Annotated in this window: 11 protein-coding genes, 2 pseudogenes and 1 riboswitch; of the genes and pseudogenes, 4 read left to right on the top strand and 9 right to left on the bottom strand. The window is 33.5% G+C overall.

What is annotated here, in order from left to right; all coding sequences use genetic code 11:
• The first annotated feature begins 352 nt into the window (after window positions 1-352).
• Together srmB and GAPWK_RS05225 are read left to right on the top strand one after the other, a co-directional pair.
• The gene (gene srmB, locus GAPWK_RS05230; protein ID WP_025315217.1) at window positions 353-1,660 is read left to right on the top strand and encodes an ATP-dependent RNA helicase SrmB; all 1,308 of its coding nucleotides are present in this window, start codon (window positions 353-355) and stop codon (window positions 1,658-1,660) included.
• Between the two features lie 121 nt (window positions 1,661-1,781).
• On the top strand, window positions 1,782-2,384 hold the full coding sequence (locus GAPWK_RS05225; protein ID WP_025315216.1) for a peroxiredoxin C: 603 nt from the start codon (window positions 1,782-1,784) through the stop codon (window positions 2,382-2,384).
• A gap of 133 nt (window positions 2,385-2,517) precedes the next feature.
• On the opposite strand, the gene GAPWK_RS05220 is transcribed toward GAPWK_RS05225, so the two are convergent.
• The 9 genes and pseudogenes from GAPWK_RS05220 to eco form a co-directional block, all read right to left on the bottom strand.
• On the bottom strand, window positions 2,518-2,832 hold the full coding sequence (locus GAPWK_RS05220) for a DMT family transporter (RefSeq protein ID WP_025315215.1): 315 nt from the start codon (window positions 2,830-2,832) through the stop codon (window positions 2,518-2,520).
• A 23-nt stretch (window positions 2,833-2,855) separates the two neighbouring features.
• Window positions 2,856-3,179, bottom strand: a complete 324-nt coding sequence (locus GAPWK_RS05215) for a DMT family transporter (protein ID WP_038517237.1) — start codon at window positions 3,177-3,179, stop codon at window positions 2,856-2,858.
• Window positions 3,180-3,639: 460 nt separating this feature from the next.
• Window positions 3,640-4,476: pseudogene (locus GAPWK_RS05210) on the bottom strand (TonB-dependent receptor domain-containing protein); the annotation flags it as partial.
• A gap of 76 nt (window positions 4,477-4,552) precedes the next feature.
• Window positions 4,553-5,197 carry a 3,4-dihydroxy-2-butanone-4-phosphate synthase gene (gene ribB / locus GAPWK_RS05205; RefSeq protein ID WP_025315213.1) on the bottom strand — a complete coding sequence of 215 codons (645 nt, stop codon included), beginning with the start codon at window positions 5,195-5,197 and terminating at the stop codon, window positions 4,553-4,555.
• A gap of 221 nt (window positions 5,198-5,418) precedes the next feature.
• Window positions 5,419-5,559, bottom strand: a riboswitch (FMN riboswitch).
• A gap of 113 nt (window positions 5,560-5,672) precedes the next feature.
• Window positions 5,673-6,431, bottom strand: a complete 759-nt coding sequence (locus tag GAPWK_RS05200) for an ABC transporter permease subunit (RefSeq protein ID WP_080692526.1) — start codon at window positions 6,429-6,431, stop codon at window positions 5,673-5,675.
• 243 nt (window positions 6,432-6,674) lie between these two features.
• Window positions 6,675-7,547: pseudogene (gene potH, locus GAPWK_RS05195) on the bottom strand (putrescine ABC transporter permease PotH); the annotation flags it as partial.
• Window positions 7,548-7,871: 324 nt separating this feature from the next.
• Window positions 7,872-9,008: a putrescine ABC transporter ATP-binding subunit PotG gene (potG, locus tag GAPWK_RS05190; protein WP_025315210.1), complete on the bottom strand. Its 1,137-nt coding sequence runs from the start codon at window positions 9,006-9,008 to the stop codon at window positions 7,872-7,874.
• Between the two features lie 102 nt (window positions 9,009-9,110).
• Window positions 9,111-10,220 carry an extracellular solute-binding protein gene (locus GAPWK_RS05185; RefSeq protein WP_025315209.1) on the bottom strand — a complete coding sequence of 370 codons (1,110 nt, stop codon included), beginning with the start codon at window positions 10,218-10,220 and terminating at the stop codon, window positions 9,111-9,113.
• A 311-nt stretch (window positions 10,221-10,531) separates the two neighbouring features.
• A complete protein-coding gene (gene eco, locus GAPWK_RS05180; RefSeq protein WP_025315208.1) occupies window positions 10,532-11,026 on the bottom strand; it encodes a serine protease inhibitor ecotin in 495 nt (164 codons plus the stop codon).
• Window positions 11,027-11,127: 101 nt separating this feature from the next.
• On the opposite strand from eco, the gene ydiK reads away from it, so the two are divergent.
• Window positions 11,128-12,180, top strand: coding sequence for an AI-2E family transporter YdiK (ydiK, locus tag GAPWK_RS05175; protein WP_080692431.1), 1,053 nt, complete (start codon window positions 11,128-11,130; stop codon window positions 12,178-12,180).
• Window positions 12,181-12,318: 138 nt separating this feature from the next.
• Complete coding sequence (gene pssA, locus GAPWK_RS05170; protein WP_025315207.1) at window positions 12,319-13,674, top strand: CDP-diacylglycerol--serine O-phosphatidyltransferase; 1,356 nt, start codon at window positions 12,319-12,321, stop codon at window positions 13,672-13,674.
• Window positions 13,675-13,910 lie beyond the last annotated feature (236 nt).

Here is a 13,910-nt window from a genome sequence, read left to right as displayed (position 1 = left end):
ACACGATTATATTAAATTATTAAGTAAATAATGAGTTTTAATCCCTTATTTTTACCTAATCTTAATATCGTAAAATTCAATTTGATATTTTACCACAATGGCAAAGTGTAATATAAATAAGGATTATGTTACAAGCATTGATAAGATTTGATGCATCAATCAATTTCAAGTTTTATACTGAAACGTATGTTTAACCTCAAACTTTTTTACAAAGTATTTTATTATTTTGATTGATTTGTTGGAAAATAAACGAAAGTGAATATTAATGTTAATTAATCATTGCGTTTTATTGATTGTAGTTATAACGATTGCCGTTATAATGTGTCTCAAAATTTATGATAGAATGATCGATATGACTGCAAAAACTTTTTCAGATTTAGAATTAGATGAAATTTTAATTCAAAATCTACAAACACAAGACATCCACACGCCAACAGTAATCCAAGCTCAAACGATTCCAGTAGCATTAGACGGCAAAGATATTTTAGGTTCAGCGCCAACTGGTACAGGTAAGACACTTGCTTTCTTAATTCCTGCTGTGCAACATTTGTTGGATTTTCCTCGTCGTAAACCAGGACCGCCTCGTATTTTGATTTTAACACCTACGCGAGAACTAGCGATGCAAATAGCTGAGCAAGCTAAACTATTAACGCAATCCACTCATTTAAGCATAGCAACAATAACTGGAGGCGTTGCTTATATGAATCACGCAGAAGTATTCAGTAAAAATCAAGATATCGTGATTGCAACAACTGGACGGTTATTACAATACATTAAAGAAGAAAATTTTGACTGTCGAGCTGTAGAAATGCTAATTTTAGATGAGGCAGATCGTATGTTAGATATGGGATTTTCACAAGATGTTGAAACCATATCAGCAGAAACACGCTGGCGCAAACAGACTCTACTCTTTTCTGCTACTCTAGAAGGTGAAGGATTACATAGTTTTGCTAATCGCATCTTAAATGAACCGGTTGAAATTAATGCTGATCCTTCACGCAAAGAACGTAAAAAAATTTTACAATTCTATTATCGCGCCGACAATTTAGATCACAAAGTAGCCTTACTTATTCATTTATTAAGGCAAGAAGATTTGAAAAAAACGATAGTCTTTGTACGTAAACGTGAACGAGTACATGAATTAGTTACCTTATTACATCAAGCAGGTATCCATAGCTGCTATTTAGAAGGTGAAATGGTACAAGTTAAACGTAACGAAGCAATTAAAAGAATGAGCAACAATACCGTTAATGTGCTGGTTGCTACCGACGTCGCGGCTCGAGGCATTGATATTGATGATATTACACATGTTATTAATTTTGATGCACCAAAAACAGCCGATGTCTATTTACATCGTATCGGTCGTACTGCGCGTGCTGGAAAAAAAGGTACCGCTATTATGCTGGTAGAGGCTCACGATAACGAATTGTTACAAAAAATTGAGCGCTACATCAAAGAACCAATAAAATTACGAACTATTGATGAGTTACGACCAAAAACAAAAGCACCAAAACCGGCAACCAAGAAAAAGCCTTCACAAAAAGCGAAATTGAAAAGTGCCGCAAAAAAAGAAGATAACAAAAAGAAAAAAGTCAAACTGCGCCATCGCGATACCAAAAATAAAGGTAAACCGAAAAAATCAATAAATACTACCGAATGATAATTCATCAGTTAATAGTTTAAACTTATGGTATCAATTGTTTATAACATCTTGGATCGTAAGTTTAAATTGTTATAATGTCCCACATATTAAAGAGCATTAAATAGTTAGGAGACCCATAATGACGTTAGTCACTCGTAAAGCCCCAGATTTTACATCAGCAGCAGTGTTAGGCTCAGGTGAAATCGTTGAAGATTTTAATTTAGCTAAACACATTAATGGTAAATATGCTGTTGTATTCTTTTGGCCAATGGATTTTACTTTTGTATGTCCATCAGAAATCATTGCTTTCGATCATCGTTTAGAAGAATTTAAAAAACGTGGCGTTGAGGTTATTGGGGTTTCTATGGATTCACAATATGTGCATAATGCTTGGCGTAATACTCCACAAGATAAAGGCGGTATTGGTGAAGTTAAATTCCCAATCGTTGCAGATATAAAACATTCTATTATGCAAGCCTATGGTGTTGAACATCCTGAAGCTGGTGTTGCACTTCGTGCATCATTCTTCATTGATAAATCTGGTGTTGTACGTCATGAAACTATCAATGATTTACCAATTGGTCGTAATATTGACGAAATGATCCGTATTGTTGATGCTTTCCAATTCCATGAAGAACACGGTGAAGTTTGTCCTGCTCAATGGACTAAAGGTAAACAAGGTATGCAAGCTAATCCAAATGGTGTTGCTAGCTACTTAAAACAACACGGTAACGAAATTTAGTACATTGCTTTTTCCTTTTTATTCATACATCCTTTTTAGCTTATACTTTGCTTAACCGGAGTTTATCTCCGGTATTTTTATTTAAACAATTAAATAAGTTAACACAGTGACGCTTTTTTTACTATATCTTTCACTATATCGCAGCGTGTAATCCCACAATACCAATAATAATAAAAGTAAGCCCAAATAAACGAGGAAGGTTTCTCGGTTCATTAAAAATAAACATATTAGCCAATACTGCACCTGACGTACCAAGCCCAACCCATACAGGATAAACTATGCTCAAATCCAGATATTGAAGTGAAAAATAAAATAATGTAAACGAAACAAAAAAACCACCCCAATACAGTGTTAATCGAAACACGCTTTTTTGTTGCGAATAAAGCTTAAGTCCAATAGCGCCAATAACTTCAAAAATTGCAGCCGTTAAAATAAATAACCATCCCATATTGTAATCCAAATTTCAGTTGATCAACTATCTGCTCGTTTAAGTTGCACTACGCCAATAATTATTAATGCAACGAAAAGTATTTCAATAAGTTTGATTTCTTTACCAAACACAACCATATCAATTACTAATGAACCAATCGCTCCGACACCAGAAAATATTGCATACACAGTACCTGTAGGAATTGTCTTGCATGCATTTGTTAAAAACGTAAAATCAATAATAATTATGAGTATAACAATAACCCAATGCCACCACTGACTGGCAGTAGTAAAACCAAATACCCAACACAATTCAAAAAAGCAGGTTAGTATCACAAATGCCCACTCTTTATTCGCGCTAAACATAGTTACCCCGTTTTTGTTACTATCTATTTTGTTACAATTTAGTTTTTTTAATGCAATCTATATGTTAGATATGCTGATTCTGCTATTTTGCCAATGAACATCGACAAAACAAAAGATGGTTCGCAAACAAAGCATTTGCCACCAAAAGAACTTAAATATTATTTGCAAAGAAACAATTTGATTGAATGCTAATTAGATTTTCAAAATCAGTATAATATTAAAACATCTATCGTTTCTGAAAAAAACTTAAAAAATTTTATCCTTATTTATCAAATGTATAAGATATTCTATAATGAGGCATAAAAAAAAGCAAGAATAAAGTTGTTATTATTCAATGTTTCATATTTTTATAGCTCTCATTATAGTATAAAATAAAAACAAAAATTCAGATAATTCAGCGAAATAATCGCCAAACATTATAGGCCTAATAGTATGTTTGACGATTAGTAAACTGATAAAACTAGAATGAAAGTTTAGTGCTTACAAAAAATGTCCGCCCGGGTTCATTATAAGTTGCTGCTCCAGCTCCTTTAACGCTTACGATACCATTTACTGGATTTTTTAAGGTTGTGGAATTTCCTTCGCGGAACAAACGTTTATTAAATACATTATCTATTCCAGCCGTTAAAGTAAAGTTTTTATTAAATTGATATTGCCCACTAAAATTTAAAATAGCATAAGGACTAAGTTGGTGAGTTGAACTATCTGTAGCCTTATCGCCAAGATAATCATATTTTTTCGGTTTTTGTTTACCAAACCAAGTGACCGCAGTTAGCAACGACAATTTATCGGTTGTTTGCCAATCTATTGATGAATTCAAAGTATATTTTGGTATTATTGATAAATAATCGCCTGTTTTTTTATTTTTTGACTGCAACATCCAAGTTAGGTTATTTCGAAAATTGACTGTTGAAGTAACAGGAATTATTAAACTGCCTTCCAAGCCTTCTACAACAGATTTAGGCACATTGTACCATTGAAAGATATTTGAATTAGCAAATTTATTTTTTCCACCTTGCGCATGACCAACCACTTTTGTGCCAGAATCAATTTTATCATGATAATCATTACGGAAATAAGTCATGCCAGCAATTAATCCTTCATTATTATGAAACTCAAGACCAATTTCTTTATTTACACTTGTTTCCGCCTTTAAATTTTTGTTACCAATTAAATAACAACTGCCACCAGCACCATGACAACCTTGTCCACGACTATAAAGGAGATAATTAGGATTAGTTTGATATAAGTTAGGAGCTTTATAAGCTCTAGCAATACCAAGTTTTAAACTAAAATATCTTTTCAATAATAAACTACCACTGCCGAATTATTAATTCGACAGTTTTCGTCCATATTGCTTTATAACTATATTTTTAAACTGAAAAAGTGTTACGATAAGCAACGATATCTTCAATTGTGACAACGGGTAAATGATGCTGTTTTGCAAATTCGACAACTTGAGGTGCCCTTGCCATCGAACCATCATCATTAGTTAACTCACAAATTACAGCGGCTGGTTTAAAACCTGCTAATGAAACTAAATCAACCGATGCCTCAGTATGTCCGCGGCGGTTTAACACTCCACCCTCTTTAGAGACTAATGGAAATACATGACCAGGATGGTTTAAATCACTGGGCTTAGCATTATCCGCAACAGCTGCTTTTACCGTCGTCACTCTGTCCGCGGCTGATACACCAGTAGTAACGCCTTTTGCAGCTTCAATTGTAATAGTAAAAGCGGTATGATTTTTACTGGTGTTATTGGCGACCATCATAGGTAAATCTAATTTGTCACAATAAGATTGTGGCATACATAGACAAACGATGCCGCTTCCATATCGAATGGTTAGTGCCATTTGTTGAGTTGTAATTGTTTCTGCCGCCCAAATGATATCACCTTCATTTTCGCGGTCTTCATCATCTAAAACTAACACTCCAGATCCAGCTTTGATTGAAGCAATAGCATTTTTTACTCGATCGATTGGTGTTCCAAATTCATTTAAATTAAACTGATTCATGGTAGATACCTATCCTGTTTTATTAAGTTAATTATATTTATTCTTAATTAAAATAAATTTAATCCGCACTAATATTTCATGTAAACAATTGAAATATATTTACATCTAAAAATTAGCCAAATCAAAGTTAAGTTAGTTAAGTTATAAATATATTAAATACCAGAATCAGGGCAAGCGCTTGACCATAATGATTTTGCTATAAAGCAAATATAGAAAAGATAAGCCACTCTCTTTCATCCAGACTTTAACTGTCGGCTTTGGAATCTCACCAAATCTGCTTGTCCTTAATAAAATTGAATTTTATTAAGCGCTCGTGGGCTATAACCACCGGTGGGGAATTGCGCCCCGCCCTGAGAATATTGTCAGCGAACTGACCGCAGACACTATAATATAAAATAGAAGAAAAAACACGGATATTTTATTTAGCAAAAAAGATTGCCGCATTATGCGGCAATCATTGATATAGTTAATTGTATTACTTCATACGGATTTCACGTAAATGCCTTTTTTCAGCTTGTCGCATCCAAAGCCATGAAATGAAACCAATAATACCCACAATCAATAATATGATCGTTGCTAACGCATTAACTTGTGGATCGACACCTAAACGTACTTTAGAAAATATAAGTTTCGGTAATGTCATTGCACCTGGTCCAGTCACGAAATTGGCGATAACCACATCATCAAGTGATAAGGTAAAAGCCAACAACCAACCTGAAACAAGAGCTGGAGCAATCATAGGTAAAGTAATAATGAAAAATACCTTTAATGGATTTGCACCCAAATCTAATGCTGCTTCTTCAATTGATTTATCCAATTCTCGTAATCTGGCACTAATAACAACGGTCACATATGCAGTACAAAAAGTTGCATGGGCCATCCAAATGGTCATCGCTCCTCGCTCTTTAGGCCATCCAAGTACTTGCCCCATTCCAACAAATAGTAATAATAAAGCCAGACCTGTTATTACATCAGGCATAACAAGTGGTGCAGTTGTCATAAAAGAAAATAAATTAGAGCCACGGAATTGTTTAAATCGAATAATGGCAAAAGCAGCTAAAGTACCAAGTACAATTGCTAACGAAGCAGCTCCAGCAGCAATACTCAAGCTTAATCCTACAGCTTTAAGTAAAGCTTCATTATGAACTAATTCAAAATACCATTTGGTCGAAAATTCAGCCCAAACCGTAACAAGTCTTGAACTGTTGAACGAATAAACAATTAGAATAATCATAGGGATATATAAAAAGGATAAACACAATAAGATAATTAATCCTTTTAAACATCGTCCTAATAGCGATATTGTTACAAGACCGGTCAATATAAGGCTAAATACCAAACATCCCACATATAAGCTAATACTACCCAATAATGCAAATCCTGATGCTGAAATTAAAATCGATAGCACCAATGAACCTAATAATGAGGAGATAAAAACAATCAATGCAGATCGCATAATTAATGGTAAATTGTTCATTTATTTACCTCCCATTTGTCGATTCTGAAATTTATTAAAGTAGTAAATAGGGACGATTAATATCAATAACATCACTGTTGCAACAGCGGAAGCTGCTGGCCAATCATGGTTATTAAAGAATTCAGTCCATAGTTGAGTACCAATCATTAAACTATCAGAAGGACCTAATAGTTCTGGTATTACATATTCCCCTACCGCAGGAATAAAGACCAACATTCCACCAGCAATAACCCCATTTTTGGTTAATGGTACAATAATCTTAAAGAAGGTTTTAATTGGCTTACAGCCCAAATCTAAGGCAGCTTCAATAAGTGTTGTGTCAACTTTGCTTAACGATGTATATATTGGTAATACAACAAATGGTAAATAAGAATATACAATGCCAATATAAACCGCTAAATAGGTTTTCATAATTATCAATGGTTGATCAATAACACCTAACCACATTAAGAAACCATTTAAAAGACCATTAGGATTTAAGATACCTATCCAAGCATAAACACGAATTAAAAATGAAGTCCAAGAAGGCAAAATAATCAATAATAATAAAATATTTCGACTCGATGGTTTACATTGCGATATAGCCCAAGCTAACGGATAACCAATTAAAATGCATAACAATGTTGAGATAGCCGCAACTTTTAATGATTGTAAATAAGAATCTATGTAGATGGTGTCTTCAAATAAATTGAAATAATTACCAAAATTCAAAACAATATTAAGTAGACCATCTTCATAACTCAACAGTTCGGTATAAGGAGGCACCGCTATAGCCGCTTCCGAAAAACTGATGCGGAAAACAATCAAAAACGGCAATAAAAATAGTAATAGCATCCATAAATAAGGGATCGCTATAACTAATAGACGCCCATACAATGTCATCAAGTCTGAATCATCTCGTTGCTGACGCATTTTTTTAAATGCAAAATAAATGGCAACTAAACCCACCCCAGCAGGTATATATAAAATACTGCCAGCTATAATTAAACGGTAAGCAAATTTAGAGGGCTTATAATGCACCAAATATGCACCTAAACAAGATAATAGTAGACTTAATACCATAGAGGTAAATAAAGCATCTAAAAACAAATTATCAAATGCATTTGTCGTTACAAAACGTAAATAAACATTGAGTAACACCAATGCATTTAAAAACAAACCACAATAAATGGATCGCATTAATATATCCTCTTGTGTTTATTCAGTGAGTACAACGCAACTATCAATTTCCCAACTGAGATTGATGATATCCCCCCAAGTAGGCATACCTTTACGATAACGATGTTCGTTTTGTAGTTGAGCAATAATAATTTGTCCACTTTGCAATTTAACGTGATAAATAGAGAGATCACCTAAATAGGCTATTTCAACCACTTCACCCGTTGCAATGTTGTATCCTTCTTTTGTGATTTCATCACAGAGTTTAATTTTTTCTGGGCGTAAAGCAACCTGAATAGGAACACCTTCAACTGCCGGCGAATCGTAATCCACTTTTAAAGGATGCTTAATCATAGGGCAACTAATGATTAATCCGTCTTCTAAGGTCTCTTGCAAAATACCGTCAAACACATTGACAGAACCAATAAATTCAGCACTATAACGACTATTAGGATGTTCATAGATTTCTTCAGGCTCTCCAATTTGAACAAATTGTCCTTTATTCATAATTGCAATACGCCCTGCCATTGTCATGGCTTCTTCTTGATCATGAGTAACCATTACACAAGTAGCGCCAACCTGCTCTAAAATACTAACTACTTCAAGCTGCATTCGATCACGCAGTTGTTTATCTAATGCACCCATTGGTTCGTCTAACAGTAGTAATTTAGGTCTTTTTGCTAAACTTCTTGCCAAAGCAACACGTTGTCTTTGACCACCTGATAATTGGTGTGGTTTGCGCTTACCAAATTGTTCCATATGCACAAGTGCTAACATTTCTGCAACACGATGCTTAATTTCGCTCTTGTCTAGTTTGTCTTGTTTTAGACCAAAAGCGATATTTTGCTCAACCGTCATGTGAGGAAAAAGAGCATACGATTGAAACATCATATTAATAGGACGATTATAAGGAGGAACTTGTGATAAATCCTTACCATCGAGAATAATTTGTCCTGACGTTGGTTGTTCAAAACCAGCAAGCATCCGTAATAATGTTGATTTACCACTACCCGAAGCACCTAATAAAGCAAAAATTTCTCCGGTATAAATTGTTAAATTTACATCATCAACAGCATAATAATCATCATTGAAAACTTTGGTTAAATTTTTGATCTCCAATAGTGGAGTTATCATCTTTTTTTTAGGCTGTACCTGATTTGTTGTTTTATCGTTCACGCTTTTTTCCTCATAACAACAAGCCATAAAAAACGAGACGGAAAGATTATCAAATCTCCCCGTCTAGAATAAATAGTTCAATTATCTGACATTTTCAAACGGTTATTTACCCGTTTTGAGTTTTGTCCATGTGCGAGTAATCACACGTTCAAGTTTTGGTTCTTTCACTGTTAAAGTAAATAATTTTTCCATCACTTCTGGTTTTGGATAAACCGCTGGATCATTTCTCACTTCAGGTTTCACAAACTCATCATTAGCAACTTTATTTGGACTAGCAAAGTTAACATCATTAGTCACCTGAGCTGCAATTTCTGGTTTCAAAATAAAGTTTAAAAACTCGTGTGCTTCATCAGGATTAGCTGCATCTTTTGGAATAGCAAGGGTATCAAAGAAAACCAATGCACCTTCTTTCGGGATGTTGTAATTAATATGAACACCATTATTAGCTTCGTTAGCTCTGTCGCGAGCTTGTAAAATATCGCCTGCCCAACCTAAAATTACACAAATATCGCCATTTGCTAAGTCAGTAATATATTGAGATGAATGGAAATAACGAATATATGGTCTGACGTTTGCCAACACACCATAAGCAGCTTCTGTATAATCTTTAGCATCAGTGCTGTTTGGATCTTTACCTAAATATTGAAGAGCACTAGCAAAGATTTCAGTTGGAGCATCTAAGAATGCCACACCACAATCTTTAAGTTTTTCCATATTTTCAGGTTTGAAAACTAAATCCCAACTGTCAACAGGAGCATTATCTCCGAGACGTTCTTTAACTTTATCAATGTTATAACCGATACCTGTAGTCATCCATACATAAGGGATCGCATACTTGTTATCTGGATCATGGTTAGCCATTAGTTTCATTAAATTTGGATCAAGGTTTTTCCAATTTGGCAATTTACTTTTATCTAATGGTAGATAAATATCAGCTTTAATCTGTCTTGCTAAAAAGCTGTCTGATGGTGAAACAACATCGAAACCAGAATGGCCAGCCATTAGCTTACCTTCAAGTGCTTCGTTAGAGTCATACACATCATAAACAAGTTTAATTCCAGTCGATTTTTCGAAATCACTGATAGTACTATTACCAATTTGACCTGCCCAATTATAAAAATGCACAACGCGATCTTTAGCTATAGCAGATTGAGATAATGCTAGTGAAACACCAGCTATGATTGAAAGAATTGTTTTACGTTGAGTAAACATGCTCACCACTTCTCCTCTAGTTAGGGATATTACATGTTAAACACAAGCCCATTATGAAACACAACGGACCCCCAAATTTTGCCATTATTCATTATTAAATGATATGGCGAAACCGAGATAATCAGGCAATCACAAATCATTAATAAAGCTAATGAACATGTGGAACTAACCTTACATTACGAGGGATAAAATACATTTTTTTTTTGAGATGTCTACTTAAAAAATCAAATATCTTAAGTTTAAGGATTGAGTGATTACATTTTAATCAAACAATCCTTATTTCACCAAAAATTAACAGTTAATTTTCTTATTTATTCAGCACTCGCTTGGAGTATTTTTGAGCTTGGTTGCCATACACGATATTTAATAGTTAAATCATTTGGCACATAAAATACAATTGGCAAACGACTATTATAATCTAATAATCCTAAATTATGATTCATAGTAACAAATTGATTTTTACTAGTACCTTCAGGACAAGCCATAAGCGTTGAAATATTATTATCAGCTTTGTCAACAACGTAGTAGTTGTAACCCCATCCCTTCAATTCTTCTTGCTTAACAATTCCACCTAAACTTCGCGTATTACAATCGGCATTCATCTCTTTGCCAATTAAAACTTCAACTCGTGCTTTATTTTCATCAGATATAGAAGGAAGATGAATGGCATAGCGAGTGTAGCCAACCATTGCATCCGGATAAGGTGCGGTATCATTGGCATTTTGAACTGAATTGTTTAGTTTTGGTGTTGTTGAACAAGCTGGTAATACTACACTCATTAACACCAATAACAGTAGTTTTTTCATTTTTGTATCTCCATCAAAGATTTATCATTTACACTAACATATGATTTTTTAATGATAGTGCGTATAATAACACTATTTAGATTAATAAAAATGGTGAATAAATGCCAGCAGAAAAAAATACTTATGATTTATTGAAGTTGATTTTAAATTTATTAATAATTGGTTTATTAATCATTATTACCTATCGTGTTGTTGAAGCTTTCTTGTTTGGTTTTTTTTGGGCTGTTATGGTGGTGATTGCTACATGGCCATTGATGATAAAAATCCAGAAAAAGATGTTTAACAAACGATGGTTGTCATTAACAATAATGGCATTAATTTTAGCGATTGTCTGTATTATTCCATTTCTTCTAATAATCAGTAGTGTTGCCCAAAATGGCCACCATTTAATTGAATGGGCAAAATCTTTATCACATCATGAATTGCCTACATTTGATTGGTTGGAAAGTATCCCGACTTTTGGACCTGAGCTTCATCAAAGTTGGCTAAACATAATTAAAACCGATGGTTCTGAGCTGGTCTCCAGTATTCAACCTTACGTTGGAACACTTATAGGCTGGTTATTATCACAAGTAACCAACATCAGTATATTCATCTTTCATGCTGGTGTCATGATCATTTTCAGTTTATTACTTTACCTTAAAGGTGAAATTATTACCAAAAACGTTTATTTATTTGCTAATCGTTTATCTAAACAATATGGCGCAATTACAGTGACATTAACGGGACAATCAATTCGTGCGGTAGCTCTTGGCGTGGTAGTAACGGCAATAACTTTAGCATTAATTGGAGGATTCAGTTTTATTATAACTAAAATGCCATTAGCTGGAGTTTTAACACTGGTATTATTTATTTGCTGTGTTGCACAAATCGGTCCTGTGATAGTCATGCTTGGTTGTATAACTTGGCAATTTTGGAATGGTCATACTATCTCAGGTATTATTTTAATTGTTGTAGCAATCATTTTAACCACTCTAGATAGTGTAATGCGTGCATATTTAATAAAAAAAGGCGCTGATTTACCATTTTTATTGATTTTATTTGGGGTAATCGGCGGTCTACTCGGTTTTGGTTTGATGGGATTATTTATTGGCCCAGTAGTATTGGCATTAACGTATAAAATCGTTCAAACATGGATTGATGAACAATCTTAAAAAATAATGTTTATTAACTATGTTGAATAAGAAAAATTACATAAACAACATTGGCTCATGCCTATGAAATAAGGAGTGTTATTTTCTGGCTTAAGTGTGTTATTCTACAATTTGAACTAGTTAAATAATATATGAATTATGAAAATACCTTTTATTAAATATAATCATCAAAAGCATCTTAATGAACTTGCAAAAATCCAGCAAAATGCAGATCAATATAATATTTTGTACGATCCTAAAGCATATAGACAAGCTCTACTTGAAAAAATCAAAAATGCTAAATTTCGAATTTATATTGCAGCACTCTATTTAGAACAAGACGAAGCTGGACAAGAAATACTTAATGCTCTTTATCAAACAAAAACAATCAATCCTAACATAGATATTAAAATCTTTGTAGATTGGCATCGTGCACAGCGCGGTCGGATTGGAGAAGATAAAACGCATACCAATGCACGTTTTTATCATCAAATGAAATTAAAACATCCTGGTATTGATGTTCCGGTATATGGTGTTCCAATTAATCGCCGTGAAGTGCTTGGGGTTTTACATCTTAAAGGATTTATTATTGATGATACGGTCATATATAGTGGCGCCAGTCTGAATAATGTTTATCTACATAAACTCGATCATTATCGTTATGATAGATATCATTTTATTACCAATAAATTACTTGCCCAAAGCATGATTGATTACATTGATAATAACTTTTTGCCTTTTGATGCTTTGCAACGTTTGGATGTTGCAGAACACAAATCACGCAAGCAAATTAAAGGCGATGTTAAAGTTTTACGTCAACATCTTTCAGAAACCAATTATCGTTATGCCAATAATGCAGATAATAGTGAGTTATCGGTTTCACCGATTTCAGGTTTGGGTCGAAATAATTCATTGAATAAGATCATTCACCATTTAATTAATTCAACACAACAAAAAGTGATTTTATGTACGCCCTATTTTAATCTGCCGAATATTTTAGTTCGTGACATTATTCGTTTACTTAGAAAAGGCAAACAAGTTGAAATTATTATTGGTGATAAAGAAGCAAACGACTTCTATATTCCTGAAGATAAGCCGTTTAATATCTCCGGCGGATTACCTTATTTATATGAAATCAATTTAAGGAACTTTATTGAACGTTTGCAGTCTTATGTTGATAAAGAACAGCTAATTATTAGATTATGGAAAGATAATAATCAGACCTATCATTTAAAAGGGGTTTGGATTGATAATGAATGGATGTTGATTACTGGAAACAATCTTAATCCAAGAGCATGGCGTTTGGACCTTGAAAATGGGATTTTGGTTCATGACCCTAAACAAGAATTACAGGTACAAATCACACATGAGCTTGATACAATACGCAAAAAAACTACATTAATTACACATTTCCAGCAGATTCAAGCGAGCCAATTTTATCCGAAGCGTATACATAAATTAATAAAAAGGTTGAGCCGAATTCGTGTGGATAGAGTAATTAAGCGTTTATTATAAGTGTGTATTGAATAAACAAGTTAGATATAATTGATTTATACTAGTTAGACTTTAAATCATTATATTAGCATTAAAATAAAATGCTCTAGTACATTTATCCATGTATTAGAGCTGTATTTTATTCAACTCCCATAAAAAATAAATACGCCAATCTATTCTACTTAACTTAGACAGAAAATTTACAAAATTGTTATTTGCAACATGAATATTTATTAACTATTTTTCTTTGTTAATAA

It is taken from the genome of Gilliamella apicola, assembly GCF_000599985.1.
GTDB lineage: Bacteria > Pseudomonadota > Gammaproteobacteria > Enterobacterales > Orbaceae > Gilliamella > Gilliamella apicola.
Note: the sequence above shows the minus strand (reverse complement) of the source record. Positions and strands in the feature narration are given on the sequence as shown.

Bases quoted from the DNA above. Each gene is read 5' to 3' on its own strand.
- srmB (WP_025315217.1), top strand. From the start codon at position 353: ATGACTGCAAAAACTTTTTCAGATTTAGAATTAGATGAAATTTTAATT.
- GAPWK_RS05225 (WP_025315216.1), top strand. From the start codon at position 1,782: ATGACGTTAGTCACTCGTAAAGCCCCAGATTTTACATCAGCAGCAGTG.
- GAPWK_RS05220 (WP_025315215.1), bottom strand. From the start codon at position 2,832: ATGGGATGGTTATTTATTTTAACGGCTGCAATTTTTGAAGTTATTGGC.
- GAPWK_RS05215 (WP_038517237.1), bottom strand. From the start codon at position 3,179: ATGTTTAGCGCGAATAAAGAGTGGGCATTTGTGATACTAACCTGCTTT.
- ribB (WP_025315213.1), bottom strand. From the start codon at position 5,197: ATGAATCAGTTTAATTTAAATGAATTTGGAACACCAATCGATCGAGTA.
- GAPWK_RS05200 (WP_080692526.1), bottom strand. From the start codon at position 6,431: ATGATTATTCTAATTGTTTATTCGTTCAACAGTTCAAGACTTGTTACG.
- GAPWK_RS05185 (WP_025315209.1), bottom strand. From the start codon at position 10,220: ATGTTTACTCAACGTAAAACAATTCTTTCAATCATAGCTGGTGTTTCA.
- eco (WP_025315208.1), bottom strand. From the start codon at position 11,026: ATGAAAAAACTACTGTTATTGGTGTTAATGAGTGTAGTATTACCAGCT.
- ydiK (WP_080692431.1), top strand. From the start codon at position 11,128: ATGCCAGCAGAAAAAAATACTTATGATTTATTGAAGTTGATTTTAAAT.
- pssA (WP_025315207.1), top strand. From the start codon at position 12,319: ATGAAAATACCTTTTATTAAATATAATCATCAAAAGCATCTTAATGAA.